This is a genomic window from Leisingera sp. JC1 (genome assembly GCF_001679925.1).
Taxonomy (GTDB): Bacteria; Pseudomonadota; Alphaproteobacteria; order Rhodobacterales; family Rhodobacteraceae; genus Leisingera.
On sequence record NZ_LYUZ01000147.1, the window covers coordinates 100,192 to 116,085 of the forward strand.

15 protein-coding genes and 1 riboswitch are annotated in these 15,894 nt (G+C 66.3%); of the genes, 2 read left to right on the forward strand and 13 right to left on the reverse strand.

Going from position 1 to position 15,894, the window contains the following annotated elements; genetic code table 11:
- The 3 genes from cobM to A9D60_RS23820 are packed head-to-tail and all read right to left on the reverse strand — an operon-like array spanning position 1 to position 2,353.
- Complete coding sequence (gene cobM / locus A9D60_RS23810; protein ID WP_065269876.1) at positions 1 to 795, reverse strand: precorrin-4 C(11)-methyltransferase; 795 nt, start codon at positions 793 to 795, stop codon at positions 1 to 3.
- Positions 792 to 1,169, reverse strand: a complete 378-nt coding sequence (locus A9D60_RS23815) for a cobalamin biosynthesis protein (protein ID WP_065269877.1) — start codon at positions 1,167 to 1,169, stop codon at positions 792 to 794. Before A9D60_RS23815 ends, cobM begins: the two co-directional genes overlap by 4 nt.
- Positions 1,166 to 2,353 (reverse strand): bifunctional cobalt-precorrin-7 (C(5))-methyltransferase/cobalt-precorrin-6B (C(15))-methyltransferase, encoded by a 1,188-nt coding sequence (locus A9D60_RS23820; RefSeq protein WP_065269878.1) that lies wholly within the window; start codon positions 2,351 to 2,353, stop codon positions 1,166 to 1,168. The genes A9D60_RS23815 and A9D60_RS23820 overlap by 4 nt, the downstream gene beginning before the upstream one ends.
- On the opposite strand from A9D60_RS23820, the gene A9D60_RS23825 reads away from it, so the two are divergent.
- Positions 2,352 to 3,092: a cobalt-precorrin-6A reductase gene (locus A9D60_RS23825; RefSeq protein WP_065269879.1), complete on the forward strand. Its 741-nt coding sequence runs from the start codon at positions 2,352 to 2,354 to the stop codon at positions 3,090 to 3,092. The genes A9D60_RS23820 and A9D60_RS23825 overlap by 2 nt on opposite strands.
- On the opposite strand, the gene cobJ is transcribed toward A9D60_RS23825, so the two are convergent.
- The 7 genes from cobJ to A9D60_RS23860 form a co-directional block, all read right to left on the reverse strand.
- Positions 3,089 to 3,853 (reverse strand): precorrin-3B C(17)-methyltransferase, encoded by a 765-nt coding sequence (gene cobJ / locus A9D60_RS23830; protein ID WP_065269880.1) that lies wholly within the window; start codon positions 3,851 to 3,853, stop codon positions 3,089 to 3,091. The genes A9D60_RS23825 and cobJ overlap by 4 nt on opposite strands.
- Positions 3,850 to 4,566, reverse strand: a complete 717-nt coding sequence (locus A9D60_RS23835; protein ID WP_065269881.1) for a precorrin-2 C(20)-methyltransferase — start codon at positions 4,564 to 4,566, stop codon at positions 3,850 to 3,852. The genes cobJ and A9D60_RS23835 overlap by 4 nt, the downstream gene beginning before the upstream one ends.
- 2 nt (positions 4,567 to 4,568) lie before the next feature.
- Complete coding sequence (locus A9D60_RS23840; RefSeq protein ID WP_065269882.1) at positions 4,569 to 5,198, reverse strand: precorrin-8X methylmutase; 630 nt, start codon at positions 5,196 to 5,198, stop codon at positions 4,569 to 4,571.
- 1 nt (position 5,199) lies between these two features.
- Positions 5,200 to 6,363, reverse strand: coding sequence for a precorrin-3B synthase (gene cobG / locus A9D60_RS23845; RefSeq protein WP_065269883.1), 1,164 nt, complete (start codon positions 6,361 to 6,363; stop codon positions 5,200 to 5,202).
- The gene (cobN, locus tag A9D60_RS23850; RefSeq protein ID WP_065269884.1) at positions 6,360 to 9,605 is read right to left on the reverse strand and encodes a cobaltochelatase subunit CobN; all 3,246 of its coding nucleotides are present in this window, start codon (positions 9,603 to 9,605) and stop codon (positions 6,360 to 6,362) included. Before cobN ends, cobG begins: the two co-directional genes overlap by 4 nt.
- A gap of 154 nt (positions 9,606 to 9,759) precedes the next feature.
- Positions 9,760 to 10,794, reverse strand: coding sequence for a cobalamin biosynthesis protein CobW (cobW, locus tag A9D60_RS23855; RefSeq protein WP_065269885.1), 1,035 nt, complete (start codon positions 10,792 to 10,794; stop codon positions 9,760 to 9,762).
- A 2-nt stretch (positions 10,795 to 10,796) separates the two neighbouring features.
- On the reverse strand, positions 10,797 to 11,207 hold the full coding sequence (locus tag A9D60_RS23860) for a DUF1636 family protein (RefSeq protein WP_065269886.1): 411 nt from the start codon (positions 11,205 to 11,207) through the stop codon (positions 10,797 to 10,799).
- 96 nt (positions 11,208 to 11,303) lie between these two features.
- Positions 11,304 to 11,508: riboswitch (cobalamin riboswitch) on the reverse strand.
- 53 nt (positions 11,509 to 11,561) lie between these two features.
- Here A9D60_RS23860 and cobO point away from each other — a divergent pair.
- The gene (cobO, locus tag A9D60_RS23865; protein ID WP_065269887.1) at positions 11,562 to 12,197 is read left to right on the forward strand and encodes a cob(I)yrinic acid a,c-diamide adenosyltransferase; all 636 of its coding nucleotides are present in this window, start codon (positions 11,562 to 11,564) and stop codon (positions 12,195 to 12,197) included.
- A gap of 121 nt (positions 12,198 to 12,318) precedes the next feature.
- Here cobO and glpD read toward each other — a convergent pair whose 3' ends face one another.
- From glpD to A9D60_RS23880, 3 genes are all read right to left on the reverse strand, one after another.
- Positions 12,319 to 13,896: a glycerol-3-phosphate dehydrogenase gene (gene glpD, locus A9D60_RS23870; protein WP_065269888.1), complete on the reverse strand. Its 1,578-nt coding sequence runs from the start codon at positions 13,894 to 13,896 to the stop codon at positions 12,319 to 12,321.
- On the reverse strand, positions 13,889 to 14,674 hold the full coding sequence (locus A9D60_RS23875) for a DeoR/GlpR family DNA-binding transcription regulator (protein ID WP_065269889.1): 786 nt from the start codon (positions 14,672 to 14,674) through the stop codon (positions 13,889 to 13,891). The genes glpD and A9D60_RS23875 overlap by 8 nt, the downstream gene beginning before the upstream one ends.
- 138 nt (positions 14,675 to 14,812) lie before the next feature.
- Complete coding sequence (locus tag A9D60_RS23880; protein WP_065269890.1) at positions 14,813 to 15,892, reverse strand: DUF1513 domain-containing protein; 1,080 nt, start codon at positions 15,890 to 15,892, stop codon at positions 14,813 to 14,815.
- Between the last annotated feature and the right edge of the window lie 2 nt (positions 15,893 to 15,894).

A 15,894-nucleotide genomic window follows, 5' to 3' on the forward strand; every position in this document is an offset into this window, starting at 1 on the left:
TTAGTCGTCCCCATGGCTCCAGCTCGACCACGGGCTGTCGGCGCTTTGCGGCCGGTAGCGGCGGTCATAATCGGTGGAATAGAGGCAGCTTTCGTCAAAGCCCTCACCCTTCAGCACCGGCCCCACCAGGATCAGTGCGGTGCGGGAGATTTTTTCGTCCAGCGACTCCTTCAGCGTATCCAGCGTCGCGCGGATGATCTGCTGGTCCGGCCAGCTGGCGCGGTAGACCACGGCCACCGGGCAATCCGCGCCGTAATGCGGCGTCAGGCTCTCGACCACATGGTCCAGATTGCCGATCGACAGGTGGATCGCCAGCGTGGTGCCGGTACGGGCGAAATTCTCCAGCGACTCGCCTTCGGGCATCGAGGACGCGCGCCCCGGGGTGCGGGTCAGCACCACCGACTGGCCGAGGCCGGGGAGGGTGAGCTCTGTCCCCAGTGCCGCTGCAGCGGCGGCAAAGGACGGCACCCCGGGAGTGACGCTCACCGGGATTCCCTCTGCCTTCAGGCGGCGGATCTGCTCGCCCATCGCCGACCACACCGACAGGTCGCCGGAATGCAGCCGCGCCACGTCCTGGCCCGCCTCATGCGCGGCCTTGATCTCTGCCACGATGGCATCGAGGTCCATCGCCGCGGTGTTCACGATTCTAGCGTCCGCCGGGCAGTGGCTCAGGATTTCCTCTGGCACCAGTGAGCCCGCATAGAGGCACACCGGGCAGGCGGCGATTATGTCGCGCCCGCGCAAGGTCAACAGGTCGGCAGCGCCCGGTCCGGCGCCAATAAAGTGAACGGTCATGGCTCAAGTCTTTCTGCTATGGCCGCGGTGGCAAGCCCATCCGCGGTGACAACTCTGGGGGCGAGAAGGCGCGACTGCGCGCCCGGCACCCCTTGGCGCGCCCCGGCCAGCGCCGCGGCTTCCGCCAGCGACCCGGTGCCGAACCGCGCCTTAATCCTTGGCGAGCAGGTCAATGTCTGCTCCCCGGCAATGTCCTGATTTTCAAGCGCAATCACCGGCAGGCCGATGCTGCGCGCAAATTCCTGCAGGGCAGGGGCTTCGGCCTTCTCGGCGACGGACGCCAGCGCATCCACCCGCGCGCCGGTCAGCGCCAGCGCCGCCTGCAGATCTGCCGCCGTGGCGGCACCGCGAAACCCGAAGCCCGCCACCTTCATCGCGTGACGCTCCATTGGATTACCGGCCGCGCCCGGCGCCAGTCGCGCATGGACCCCAGCGGCCCGGCCTCGGCAATCTCCGCTTTCAACAGATGCCCACCGCGCTTTGCATGGGCTTGCATCAGTAGGGTTTCGGTTTCCAGCGTGACGCCATTGGCAACCAGCCGGGTGCCTGCGGGCAGGACGTCCCACAGGTGGTCCAAAAGCTCTTGCGAGCCGCCGCCTCCGATGAAGACGCAGTCGGGCAGGGGCTGGCCGTCCAGCACCTCCGGCGCTTTGCCCAGCACCGCGGTCATCCGGTGATCCAAGCCAAACGCTGCCGCATTGGCGTGGATGTTCTCCAGCCGGTTCTCGCGCGGCTCAAAGGTGATGGCCTGTGCGCCGGGCGCGGTCAGGCACCATTCGACCGACACCGAGCCGGAGCCGCCGCCGATATCCCACAGCAGTTCTCCCGCACGAGGCGCCAGGGCCGACAGGGTCAGCGCCCGGACCGGACGCTTGGTGATCTGCCCGTCGCTGGCAAAGAGATCATCTGCGAGGCCGGAGGCCTGCGGCAGGCCCTTGTGGCCCGCGGCCTCAACGGCCACTGCCACAGGCGCCTGAATGTCTTGCAGAACAAACCCTTCGGCAGTGGCAAACCGCAATTTCTGGCGCGGCCCGCCCAGGCATTCCATCACAGTCAAAGCGGAAGCGCCAAATCCTTCCGCGGCCAGCCATTCCGCCAGCTCCGCGGGCGCAGCCCCATCCCGCATGGTGCAGATCACCCGCGTCCCGTTTCCAAGCAACGGGCGCAGCCGCGCATAAGGCGCCGCGTGCAGGCCGAAGCACAGCACTTCCTCCAGCTTCCAAGCCAGATGGTTGGCCGCCAGCGCGAAGGTGGACGGCACCGGGTAAGAGACCCACTCGCCATCCTCCAGATGCCGCGCCAGCGAGCCGCCGGCGCCATGCCAGAACGGATCGCCCGAGGCCAGAACAGCGACTTTACGGCCGCGCAGTTCCAGCACGGGATCAATGGAAAACGGCACCGGCCAAGGCTGGCCTTTGTTGCCGGCCGCTGCTAGTTCCAAGTGGCGCGGACCGCCATAGATTACCTCGGCCTCTACCAGTGCCTTCCGGCTTGCATCGCCCAAGCCTTCCAGTCCATTTTCGCCCAGACCAATGATTGTGAGCCACGGATCAGACATGACACGCATCCTTCTCCTGGGTGGCACCTCTGAGGCCTCGACGCTCGCCAAGACCCTGGCCGAGGCGGGCATGGATGCGGTGTTTTCCTACGCGGGCCGCACGGCCAAGCCCGTCAGCCAGCCGCTGCCCACCCGCGTTGGCGGTTTTGGCGGCGTGGACGGGCTGGCGGATTACCTGCAGGCCGAAGGGATCACCCATGTGGTCGATGCCACCCATCCCTTCGCAGCTCAGATGAGCACAAATGCGGTGCGCGCTTGCAAAGCGGCTGGGGTGAACCTCTGCGCCTTTGAACGCCCCGCCTGGCAGGCGGGAGAGGGCGACAAATGGGTTCACACGGACAGCATCGAAGCGGCGGTGGGTGCTCTGCCGGAGACCCCCGCGCGGGTGTTTCTGGCGATCGGCAAGCAGAACCTTAGCCAATTCGCCGCCAAGCCCCAGCACCACTACCTGCTGCGGCTGGTGGACGCGCCCGAGGCGGAGCTGCCGCTGCCGCACACCACGGTTGAAATCGCCCGCGGGCCGTTTGATGCGGCGGGCGACACCGCGCTGATGCAGCGCCATGGCATCACCCATGTGGTCGCCAAAAACGCAGGCGGCGCGGGCGCCGCGGCCAAGCTCACTGCCGCGCGCACCCTTGGCCTGCCGGTCATCATGATCGGCAGACCGCAGGTGCCTGAACGGCCCGTCCTGGGCAGTGTGGCAGAGGTTATGGCTTGGCTGTCCCATTCCCCGGCTTAGGCCTCTGCCGCGTAGCGGGGGGTGTAGACGTAATTGCCGACCCGGCGGGTGTCGCGGTTGCCGACAATTACCACCGTGCGCATGTCCGCCATCTCGGGCGTGGCTTCCTTCAGCGGCACGGTCAGCAGTTCCTGCCCGGGTTTGGTCACGTCGCGGGCAAAGGTGATCAGCGTGTCCGCGCCGCAGGCCTCCCGCAGGATTTCCAGCGCGCGGGCAAACTGATGCGGGCGCGACTTGGACCGCGGGTTGTAAAACGCCATCGCCAGCCCGGCCTCGCCAACCAGTTGCAGTCGCTTCTCGATCAGGCCCCAGGGCTTGAGGTTGTCGCTGAGGTTGATGGCGGCGAAATCATGTCCCAAAGGCGCACCTATGGCTGCAGCGGCAGCCAGCATTGCGGTGATTCCGGGCAGAACCTTGATCTCCAGATCCAGCCACGCGGGGTTGGCTTCCGCGCTGTCCTCCAGCGCCTCAAACACCGCCGAGGCCATGGCGAACACGCCCGGATCACCGGAGGAGACCACAACCACGCGTTTGCCCTCAGCCGCCATTTCCAGCGCATGGGTGGCGCGGTCAACCTCCACCCGGTTGTCGGTGGCATGCAGGGTCAGCCCCTCGCGCGGCTGGATGCGTTTGACGTAGGGGATATAGCCAACAATATCAGTGGCTTTCGCAATGGCGTCGCGGACTTCCTGCGTCACCAGCGCCTCGTTTCCGGGGCCGAGGCCTGCAATCACCACCCAGCCTTTGTCACTTATGCTCATGGCCGGCGTCCCTGTCCGTGAACCAACACGATGGAGAAATATGGCACTTCGCCCTCGATTTCCGAAAGTTTCTGCACGGTCTGGCCGGGCATGGTACCGCGTTCCACCAGCCAAGCGTCATCGGCGCGGCCCGCACGTTCCAGTGCGCGGCGCAGCTTGGGCAGGTTGCGGCCGATCTTCATCACCACCAGCGCGTCCGTCTCAGCGGCGCGTTTGGCGAGCTCGTCCTCACTGAGAGTGGCCATCGCCACGGTCAGCACATCGTCCCCCCAGGTAATCGGCTGACCGGAGGCGGTCCAGCAGCCGGACATGCCGGTGATGCCGGGCACGATCTCCTGCGCGGCGCGGCCCTGCAGGCGGGTGTAGAGATGCATGTAGGAGCCATAGAGGAACGGGTCGCCCTCGCACAGCACCACCACGTCTTCGTCCTGCGCGATCTCGGCCAATGTGTCGGCCCACTGGTCATAGAACTCCGCCAGCACCCGGTTGTATTCGGGGTCGGAGAAATGGATCTCAGTCGTCACCGGGTATTCCATCGCGTGTTCGGTGACGCCGTCTGCCAGCATGCCCTCGACGATGGCGCGGGCCTGGCCCTGGCGGCCTGCCTTGCGGAAATAGGCGATGTGGCGCGCGGAGGAAATCAGCCGGTGCGAGCGCACGCTCATCAGGTCGGGATCGCCGGGGCCAAGCCCCGCGCAGATGACTTTGCCCATTGTTATTCTTTCCAGCTTGCCAGCGCGTTCACCGCCGCAACGGTGATGGCGGAGCCGCCCAGGCGGCCCTTCACGATCATCGACGGCACGGGCAGGTCTTCCATCAGCGCGTCCTTGGATTCCATTGCACCGACAAAGCCCACAGGGCAGCCGATGATGGCGGCGGGGCGGGGGCAATCGGGGTCCTTCAGCATGTTCAGCAGATGAAACAGCGCGGTGGGCGCGTTGCCGATCGCCACAACTGCACCTTCCAGTTTCGGGCGCCACAGTTCAAGTGCTGCGGCGGAGCGGGTGTTGGACATTTCCTTGGCAAGCTCCGGCACTTTCGGGTCGCGCAGGGTGCAGATCACCTCATTGTCCGCGGGCAGGCGCGGGCGGGTGATGCCCTCGGATACCATATAGGCGTCGCAAAGGATCGGCGCGCCGTTCGCCAGGGCTGCGCGGGCGGTTTCGGCCATGCCCTCGGAGAAGCGCACGTGTTCCTCCAGCCCCACCATGCCGGCGGCGTGGATCATGCGCACGACAACGCTTTCCTCGTCCTTGTTGAAGCGCGCCAGGTCGGCTTCGCGGCGGATGGTGGCAAAGCTTTCGGCGTAGATCGCGGCGCCGTTGGTCTCATAGGTGTGGAGCATGTCAGTTGCCCTCTTTCAGAAGTTCGGGAGCGGCGCGCAACGCGCCGGCGCTCAGGCGGGTCTTTAGCGGCTCATCCGCGGCAGTGCCATTGCGGATCAGGGAGAATTCGTTTTTGCCGGTGGCTGTCAGGGTCAGCGGTGTGGTTCCCGGGCAGGCGCAGCCCTTGGCACAGCCGGAGATATGCAGTCTTGCCCCGGCGGGGACATGCGGCGCCAGCTCCCGTGCAAGATCGCGGGTGGCGGAAAGCGCCTGCAGGCAGCCGGGCGCTCCGGTGCAAGCGACGACTTGCAGGCGCGGGTCCGCCTCGTCCAGGATCAGGCCAGGCAGGGACGGCAGGTTTTCCGTGCCTTCCACCAGCAATGCGCGCCACGGCGTAAGGCGGATTTCACCGTGTTCTGCCAGCTGTGCCAGCGTTGCGGCGGGCATCTGGCCGAATTCCAATGCGGCCAGTGCCCCTGCAGGAACCGGGCCCGGTTTTGCGGTGAAGCCGGCCTTTGCCGCCGGTTCGGTATGCGCCAGCGGCGGCCCGCGGCGCGCTATGAAACGGTGCATCCTGCCACGCCCGTCCGGCGCACCGCCCTGTTCGAGGAACCAGCGGGCGAGGGCGAGGGCTTCGGAGACGGCGGATTCACTTGTGACGGGCTTGCCGGTGTCCGCGCCGTCAGCGCGCAGGATCAGGGCGCTGCCAGAGCGTTCGATGCGGATATCGGCAGCGGTGTCTTGCAGGACGGGTTCCGAGCTGCAGTCGACGGCAAAGCCGAACTTGCCGGGCAGGGCAAGGTCCGTTGCCGCCGTCAACGCGGCGCTGAGGGCTGTTGCGATGGCATGGGTGTCATCGCCTTCCTGCCAGAACGGGGTGAGCAGTACATTGCGGCGGGCTTCGGCACCTGCGTCCGGGTCGATAAGGCCAAGGCCGCGCAGGCCATCGATCAGGTCCTCATGCGCGTCTTCGCGGATGCCGCGCATCTGCAGGTTGGCGCGGGCGGAGATATCCAGCAGGCCATTGCCAAACTCTTCAGAAAGTCTTGCCACACCGCGCGCCTGGGCAGCAGACAGTTTACCCAAAGGCGCGCGCACCCGCACCACTAGCCCGTCACCGGACATCATCGGGCGCAAGGCGCCGGGGCACCAGCCGTACACCTTGGGTTCAGCGGTGCTGCTCATGCGGCGCCCTCCAGCTCTGCCATGATCGAGTTGCGGCGGGTGCTCCAGAGGCCTGCATCAAACAGGGCGCGGAAGCGGTCGCGCATGGCGGCGAGGGCCTCCGGGTTTTCTTGCTCCATGAATTCGACCAGGTCGTCACGGCCCAGGGTGGCCTCAAAATAGAGGTCGAAGAGATGCGGTTGCACCACCTGTGCCAGATGCGCGAATGCGGCCATGTGGTCCAGCGTGGCGGCGATCTCCGCCGCACCGCGGAAGCCGTGACTCATCATTGAAGTGGCCCAGTCCGGGTTGGCGGCGCGGGCGCGGGTGACGCGGGCAATCTCCTCGCCCAAACTGCGCGCCTGCGGCCTGTCGGGCCGGGTGGCGTCGAGGTGGTAGAGCGCGGGTGCGGCCTGGCCGATCCGGGCCATTGCGGCGGCAAAGCCGGCCTCATGCGCGGCGTAGTCGGACGCGACCAGGAGGTCGGTTTCGGGCAGGTCTTGCAGGTGCACAAAGCTGTCAGCGCCCTGCAGGCGGGTTTCCAGCGCCTCGCGGGCGTCGGTGATCGCGCCCTTGGCGTCGATCGCATGGGAGGAGGCATTCAGCCAGGCCTCGCCCGCCGCCTGGCGCGCTGCATCGGTGTAATCATCCAGGTGCGGGTTCATCGAGAGGCCGTACTGGCCTGGCTTGGGGCCGAAGACGCGCGGGGTTTCGGTGAGGTAGGGGTTGTCGGCTTGGGTCTCCTCGCGGCCCGCCAGCGCGGCTGCGGCGGACTCAAACATCTGGGCAAGGCCGGGGAAGACGTCCCGGAACAGGCCGGAGACGCGCAGGGTCACGTCGATGCGCGGGCGGTTCAGCATCGAAAGCGGCAGCACCTCGAAGCCGGAGACGCGCTCGGAGCCTTCATCCCATTTGGGCGCGAGGCCTGCAAGGTGCAGCGCCATCGCGAACTCCTCACCCGCGGTGCGCATGGTGGCAGAGCCCCAGAGATCGATCACCAGCCCCTTGGGCCAGTCGCCATGGTCCTGAAGGTGGCGGCGCAGCAGCTCTTCCGCCAGTTTGACCCCTTGCGCATGCGCCGCCCGCGACGGCACCGCCCGCGGGTCGGTGGTAAAGAGGTTGCGCCCGGTGGGGATCACATCGGCGCGGCCGCGGAACGGCGAGCCGGAAGGGCCGGGGGTGACGATTTTCCCATCCAGCGCGGCGACCAGCCCGGCGCGTTCCTCTGCCCCGCATTGGCCGGTGCCGAAGATGTGCAGGCCCTCGCCGTACTGGCTTTCCTTGATGTCGCAGACAAAGGCGTCGATGCGGGTGATCGCCTCAGCGGGCGAGGTGTCCGGCGTCAGGCCAAGGTCGGCCTCCACGCCGGTGCCTTGCGCCTCCGCCCGGATGTCATCAATCAGCCGGTCGCGGCGGGCCGGGTCCAGGCCGTCGGCGGTGGAGTATTCGTCCAGCAGGCTTTCGAGCCGGGCCATGCCCTCGGGCAGGTTTGTCTGCGCCAGGGGCGGCGGCAGGTGGCCGATGGTGACGGCGCCGATGCGGCGCTTGGCCTGGGCGGCCTCGCCGGGGTCGTTGACGATGAACGGGTAGGCGACCGGCAGCGGGCCGGTCAGAACCTCGGGCCAGCATTGCCCGGACAGCGCCACCGCTTTGCCGGGCAGCCACTCCAGCGTGCCATGAGCGCCGATGTGGACAAGGGCGTCGGTTTGCTCCCGCAGCCACAGGTAAAACGCCACATAGGCGTGGCGCGGCGTGCGGTCGAGGTCGTGGTAGTCGTCGACGCGCGTTTTCACTTCACCGCGTTCGGGCTGCAGGGCGATGAGGGCGTTGCCAGCGCGCAAAGCTTTGAAATAAAACGCACCATCGCGGCAATCGGTGTCTTCTTCCGGTGTGCCCCAGGCCTCGGCCAAGGTGTCCTGCAGCCCTTGCGGCAGGGTGGCGAGGGTCTTGCGGTAGTCCTCCAGCGGGACGCTCAGCGTCTCCTGCATCAGCCGCAGGCCGGTGTTCTCCAGCGCTTCAACGGCGTAGCCCTGGGCGGCGAGTTCGCGCAGGATCCCGTCGCAGGAGGCGAGCGCGTCGAGGCCGACGGCATGGGCGAGGTTGTGGTCGCGGCCCGGGTAGGTCGAGAGGATCAGGGCGAGGCGCTTGTCTGCGTTGAGCAGTTTGGCAAGGCGCAGCCAGCCCTCCACGCGGTCCACGGCAGATTTGATGCGGTCCGCATCAGCCCGGTGAGCAAATCGGGAATACTGCAAGTCCGGGTCTTTCTTGCCCGGTGATTTGAAGCTGACGACACCGGCGAAGATGCGGCCGTCGACCTCAGGCAGGACAACGTGCATGGCGAGGTCAGCGGGGGAAAGGCCGCGATCGGCCTCGGCCCAGTCTTTCTTGCGTGCGGTGGAGAGGGCGACTTGGAACACCGGGCAGCCGGTGGCGGAGAGTGGCGAGGCGCTGCCGTCGGTGCCCTGTGCCGAGAAAGCGGTGGCGTTGACGATCGCAGCGGGGGCCAGTTCGGGGAGTTTCTCGCGCAGCCAGTCCGCGGCAGTGGGGGCCTTGAGGCTGGCGGCAAAGGCGCCGTAGGCGGCATAGCCGCGGGCGCGCAGTTCCGCGATCAGCGCATCTACCGGGGCGGTGTCGGCGGCGGTGAGGTAAGAGCGGTAGAAGCTCACCAGCACCAGCGGCTTGTCCTGCGGCGGCAGGTCCGCAAGCACGCCCTTGGCCGGGTCGTAGAAGCCATGTTCGGGCATCGACTTGAGTCCGAGCACCGGGCCCGCATAGAGGCCGGCCGCCAGCGAAAGCTGCGCAAGCGCGGCTTGGGCTGCCACTGCGCCGCCGGCGTCGCAAAACGCCTGCAGGCGGCGCAAGGTGGAGACGGGCAGGGTTGAGAGCTCATCCAGCCGCGCATCCTCGCGGCCGTCTGCTGACAGGATGGCCAGCGCGATGCCCTTGCGCCGGGCAAGGTCCTGCAGGGTAGCAAGGCCGTAGGACCAGTAGCTTTCGCCGCCAATCAGCCGGACGAGGACGCCCTTGGCGCCCTCCAGCGTCTGTTCCGCGTAGACATCAACCGACAGCGGGTGCTTGAGCGCCACAAGGTTGGCGAGGCGCAGCGAGGGCAGCTTGCCGTCCGCGCGGTGCCAGCCCGCCGCGAAGGCGCCGAGATCGCTGTCGGAGAAAGACAGCACCACAAGGTCCGCAGGCGTCTGCCCGAGGTTCTGCGGGGTGTCGGTCTCTTCAAGGCCGTGGCTTTCGCGGAAGACGACGTGCATGGGCTCAATTCCTGTTGGGATCGCCACGAAGGGCGGCGCCCGTCCCGGCGGGGAGGGCGAGAAGCGCCCGCCCCGTGGGGGGCGGGACGGGCGCTGCCCGGCCTGCCGGCCTGGCGGAACATCCCGATTTGCGCTTCCTTGTCTTCATCTCGGCTTACGCCCCCAGCTCGGCGCGGATGGCCTGTTCGTCGATGTCGTCATGCTCGGCGATGACCACCAGGGCGGTCTTGCGCGGCTGCGCGCCCCAGGGCTTATCATACTGGGCACGCAGGCGTTCGCCCACGGCCTGCACCAGCATCCGCATCGGTTTTCCCTCCACCGCGACATAGCCTTTGACGCGCAGGATGTTGCGCTCGCGGGCGAGTTTCACGATGGCATTCTGCAGCGCTTCGGGGTCGGAGACTTCGCCCATTTCGACAACGATGCTTTCAAAATCGTCATGCTCGTGGTCGTGGTGGCCGTCGTGGTGGCTGGGGCGGGCCTCCAGGTCGTCCTCGGCAGCGGCATTCAGGCCCAGGATGATGCGCGGGTCGATGACGCCTTCGCTCATCGGCAGGATCGGCAGCTTGCGGGGCGCCTCGGCCTCGATCACCGCGCGGGCCTTCTCGACGCCTGCGTCGCCGGCCAGGTCGGCCTTGGACAAAAGCACGATGTCGGCGCAGGAGATCTGATCCTCGAACACCTCGCTGAGCGGGGTTTCGTGGTCGATGCTGTCATCCGCCTCGCGCTGGGCCTGCACGGCGTCCAGGTCGGGGGCGAACTGGCCCTTGGCAACGGCCTCGGCATCGGCCAGGGCAATAACGCCGTCGACGGTGATGCGGGAGCGGATCGCCGGCCAGTCAAAGGCTTTCAGCAGCGGCTTGGGCAGAGCCAGGCCGGAGGTTTCGATCACGATGTGATCGGGTTTTTCCGGCAGGTCCATCAGCTGTTCAATGGTGGGGATGAAGTCATCCGCCACGGTGCAGCAGATGCAGCCGTTGGCCAGCTCCATGATGTTCTCCGCCGGGCAGTTTTCATCCGCGCAGGATTTCAGGATATCGCCATCCACACCGGCGGTTCCGAACTCGTTCACCACAATCGCCAGGCGCTTGCCCTGCGGGTTCTGCATCAGGTGGCGGATCAGGGTGGTCTTGCCTGCACCGAGGAAGCCGGTGATGACGGTGACGGGGATCTTGTTGAGGTCGCTCATGATTACTCCTCGGAGAAGAACTTGGCCGGCGGGATGCGGGCAACGGATTGCTTGCGGAAGGTTTGCGGGCGTTCGCGCCAGGGCACAACGCCGTCGGCGGTGGCGGCATAGGCGGCGGCGCCTTCCAGGATCTCGGGGACATGCTGGTCCGGGTCGAGGTCGCCGTAGACGTAGGTCCAGCGCTCTGCACCGCCGACCAGGGCCACAGCGCAGCCGCGTTTGCAGGAGGACAGGCATTCCACGCCCCGCAGGCGGACGCCCTCGGGCATCCCGGCCTCTTCCAGCGCGGCGTGCAGGATGGCGCCGGGGCGGGCAGCCTCGGGATCGGCGCCCTCGCGGCGGCAGGTAAGGCATACGGTCAGGGTGACCGGTCCTGGGGGGCTGGCAGCTTTGTCTGCCAATTCATCAGCCATCGGCGCGTCTCCTGTCGCGGCAGGCTTGCGGGATGGCCAGAAAGGAGCCGTTTCGTGCCAGCCCCTCACCCGGTTGCAGAACACCCCGTCTGCCCGTTGATCTCTTCGTCGCTGGCAGGTCTCCCGGCTTGCGGATGCCAAGGCCTGGGCCTTGCCGGCCATCCTGCCTTCCCGGGGTGTTTCCCAGTGGCATGGCGGCCTCATCCGGTCACGGTCGCGGGGGCGGCTGTGCTTGAGCCTTGGCAAGGCCTTCACATTCCCTCTTCGCCTGTTTTCACAGGAACCAGCTGAACCCCCTTGCGCTATGGCGGGCTTCTTTGTCAAGACATGGGGTCAAACAGCKGGAGAGCCCCCATGAGCGAAAAGTCCGAAACCGGCATTTCAGAAGAAGAAGCCGCCCGCCACGCCTCCAAGATGGCCAAGAAGAAGGCGGCACGCGACCGGATGATGAAGACCAAGGACGGCGAGAAAGGCCTGATCATCGTTCACACCGGGCCGGGCAAGGGCAAGTCGTCCTCGGGGTTCGGCATGATCATGCGCTGCATTGCCCATGGGATGCCGTCTGCTGTAGTGCAATTCATCAAGGGCGCCTGGCAGACCGGCGAGCGCACCCTGATCGAGGAGAACTTCAGCGATCTCTGCCAGTTCTATGCGATGGGCGAGGGCTTCACCTGGGAGACCCAGGACAAGGCCCGCGATATCGCTGCTGCACAGAAGGGCTGGGAGAAGGCCAAGGAGATGATCCTGGACGAGCGTAACACCATGGTGCTGCTGGACGAGATCAACATCGCGCTGCGTTACGAGTATCTGGATCTGGAGGAGGTGCTGGAGTTCCTAGTGGAGCACAAGCCGCCGATGACCCATGTTGTGCTGACGGGCCGTAACGCCAAGGAAGAGCTGATCGAGATTGCCGATCTGGTGACCGAGATGGGCCAGATCAAGCACCCGTTCCGCGCCGGCGTGAAGGCGCAAAAGGGCGTTGAGTTCTGATACGTTTTTGCCCGGCCGGTAGGCCGGGCCGCGCCCGGCTCTCCCGTCAATCCGGAGGTTTGCCTCCGGCAAAACGGGAGGGCGCTTCGCACCCGCCCATGTTCGGGCGCAGCCCTAAGCGTTACGCTGCGAGCTGCGCCGCTTTGCCTTGAATGTAGTCATCCACCGCAGCGCGCTGGGCCTCATCCAGCCGCAGGCCCAGCTTGGTGCGCCGCCACAGGTAATCGTCGCCCGTGCGCACCCACTCGCGGGCAATCGCCCAGTCCAGTTCCCTCGCGGTAATCGTTGCGCCGAAGTCCTGTCCCAGATCAGCGGCGGATTTGGCATCGCCCAGCACCGCCCAGGCCTCGGTGCCGTAGGCGCGGATCAGGCGGCGGGTCCCGTAGGGCGACAGGAACGTATAGTCCGCTGCCAGTTTGGCGCGCAGCGCTTCCACATCCGCCACCGCAAAGTCGCCGCCGGGCAGGGCAACACCTGCGGTCCAGTCCGCGGGCAGCTGCGGGAAGACCTCGCCGATCTTTGCCAGCGCTGCCTCTGCCAGCTTGCGGTAGGTGGTGATCTTGCCGCCGAAGACATTCAAGAGCGGCGCCTGGGCCTGATCCAGCGTCAGCACATATTCGCGAGTGGCCGCGGTGGCGGAACTCGCACCGTCATCATAAAGCGGGCGCACGCCGGAATAGGTCCAGACAATGTCCTCCCGCTTGAGCGGCTGATTGAAATAACCTGACGCGAAATCAATGAGATAGTCCTGTTCTGCCACAGTGCATTCCGGGGCGGTCCCGGGGTCCGGGTGGTCGGCATCGGTAGTGCCGATCAGGGTGAAATCCTCCTCATAAGGAATGGCAAAGATGATCCGCCCGTCGGTTCCCTGGAAGAAGTAGCAGCGGCCGTGGTCGAACAGTTTCGGCACCACGATATGGCTGCCGCGCACCAGCCGGACGTTTTCGCGGCTGTTCTGGCCCAGTTTCTGGTGCAGCACATCGGCGACCCAAGGGCCGCCTGCGTTGACCAGCATCTTTGCGCGGCGCTGATGGGTGTCGCCGCTGGCCTGGTCCTGAAGGGTGATCACCCAGTGGTCCGCGTGGCGCTCGGCTGACAGCACCTTGGTCCGGGTCAGGATCTCGGCGCCGCGGGCCTGCGCGTCGCGGGCGTTCAGGACAACCAGGCGGGCGTCCTCGATCCAGCAGTCGGAATATTCAAAGGCGGTCTTGAACTTGTCCTTCAGCGGGCGGCCTGCCGGGTCGGCGGCGAGGTCCAGTTTCGCGGTGCCGGGCAGAATGCCGCGCTTGCCAAGCGAGTCATACAGGAACAGCCCCAGCCGGATCAGCCAGGCCGGGCGGCGGCCCTTCATCCAGGGCATAAAGGTGGTGAGCAGTTTCGAAGTCGGTGTTTCGCTGTCGAACCGCATGTCCTTGTGGAACGGCAGCACGAACCGCATCGGCCAGGAGATATGCGGCATCGCCTTCAAGAGCACCTCGCGCTCGATCAGCGCCTCGCGCACTAGGCGGAACTCGAAGTATTCGAGATAGCGCAAACCGCCGTGGAACAGCTTGGTTGAGGCAGAGGAAGTGGCAGAGGCAAGATCGTTCATCTCAGCCAGCGTCACCGACAATCCGCGGCCGGCCGCGTCGCGGGCGATGCCGCAGCCGTTGATGCCGCCGCCGATGATGAATAGGTCCGTTACGGGCGTGTCAGTCATTTTCGCTGCTTTCGTTTTGTCCTGCAGTCAGGATGCGGGTGCCGGTGGCCTGCGCGGCCTCGGCGAATTCTGCGGGGACCGGGCGGTCGGTGATCACCACGTCCAGATCCGCAACATTGCAGATCCGCACCGCGGCGGAGCGGTCGAACTTGCTGCCATCGCAGACCAGCACCTTTTGGCGGGCGTTCTTCAGGATGGCGCGGGCGACGGAAACCTCTCGGGCGTCGTGGTCCATTACCGCGCCGTCGGTGTCCAGCGCGGAGGCGCCGATGACGGCGAAATCCACCTTGTAGCGGCCAAAGAAATCCACCGCGTCCTCCCCCACGATGGCACCGTCGCTTTGCCGTACGGTGCCGCCGGCCAGGATAAGCTCCTTGGCCTGACCTCCAATCATCATATTGATAATGTTGATGTTGTTGGAGATCACCGTGAGGCTGCTGTGGCCTGAGAGCGCGCGGGCGACCTGTTCGGTGGAGGTGCCGATGTTAAGGCTGATCGAGCAATTGTCGGGGATCAGCTCTGCCGCAAGCGCAGCCATCGCCAGCTTGTTGCCGGCGTTCAGCTTGCGCCGGTCGTCATAGCCCTGGCTGGCGGCGGAGCTCACGCGGACGGCGCCGCCGTGCACGCGTGACAGCGCGCCGCGCGCCGACAGGTCGCGCAGATCGGCGCGCACGGTCTGCAAGGACACGCCAAAGCGCTGCGAGAGATCCTCAACCTCGACCCGGTCCTGACGGTTCAGCAGCGAGATGATTTCGTTCTGACGGCTTGCGGCATCCATTTGCTTTCCTTTCGCTGCGATTCTGTAGCGTATCGCGCGAAGAGAGTCACCAATTGTTTTCGTGTTGGTTTCGTTCGTGATGCAAACGAAAAGGCGCGCCGTGTCCGGCGCGCCTGTCAAGCTCAATGGAACCTTGCTTCAGATGAGCGGGATCAGGTGGTTGTCCCAAGCCAAGTCCGCACGATGCAAGGGGTGCCGGCCGCTGTCCGAAATTGCATAGAACTGGCCAGTGCCGGTGCTGGCCGTAAAGCCGCCGGCGGAGGCGGCCAGACCGCAGACATCTGCCATTTTGTGTTCCGCCAGCAGCACGCCGCTGACCGTGTCCATCACCTGCAGCACCCCGCCGCGCGGCGAGGTCACGCCGAGCCGGCTGCCATCGGCGCAGAAGGCGATGGAACCGCCGTAGCCCTGCATGTTCAGCACCCGCGCGTCATCCTCAGCCAGCATACGCGGCACGCCGCCGGGGGAGTGCTGGCCGGCAGTGGGGACTTGTTCGCCCAGATCGCCCTGCCATTGCATGGCAAAGCCAACGGTGCCGTCCGCGCGCATGGCAAGGTGGCGGATTGAATTCAGGCGGAGCTCCTGCGGCAGCTCCATCTGCTCCTGCAACACCCCGTCCAGGCTCATGTAGCTGAGGTTGGGGCGCATATCAGGCAGGTTCAGCTTGGCGCGACCGCTGTCGGGGTGGGTTTCGATGCCTCCATTCGCTACCACCAACCCGGGCGCATCGCGGCGCAAAGCCATGTCATGCGGCCCAATGCCGCCGGAGGAGAACGCGGCAATGCGGCGGTAGCCGTCTGCAGCATCCCAGACACCGATCACACCGCGGGCGTTCTCATAGTCGTTCTCGGTGGTGAACAGGCGGCTGCCATCGGGGGAAAACACCCCATGGCCATAGAAATGATGCCCCGTGGGCGGTTCCAGCCGGGCGAGGGCGGTGCCGGTGCGGCAGTCGATCACGTCGGCAAAACGGCCCGGGCGGCGGGCAAAAGCAACCGCCTCCGGGCGGATGGGATGCGCCGCTGCCGCGTGGCCGCGGCCGGGCAGGGGATGGCGGAACAGGATCGCGCCCGTATCGGTCAGCCCTGCCAGCAGGAAGGCGCCGCTGGCGTCCTTGCCGGCGGACAGAAAGGCCGGGTTGCCCGCAGCGGCCCAGCTGGCCTTGGGGGCAAGGGTGGAGGCCATAAGGCCTGCCAGAAATCCGCGGCGGGAGGTCATAT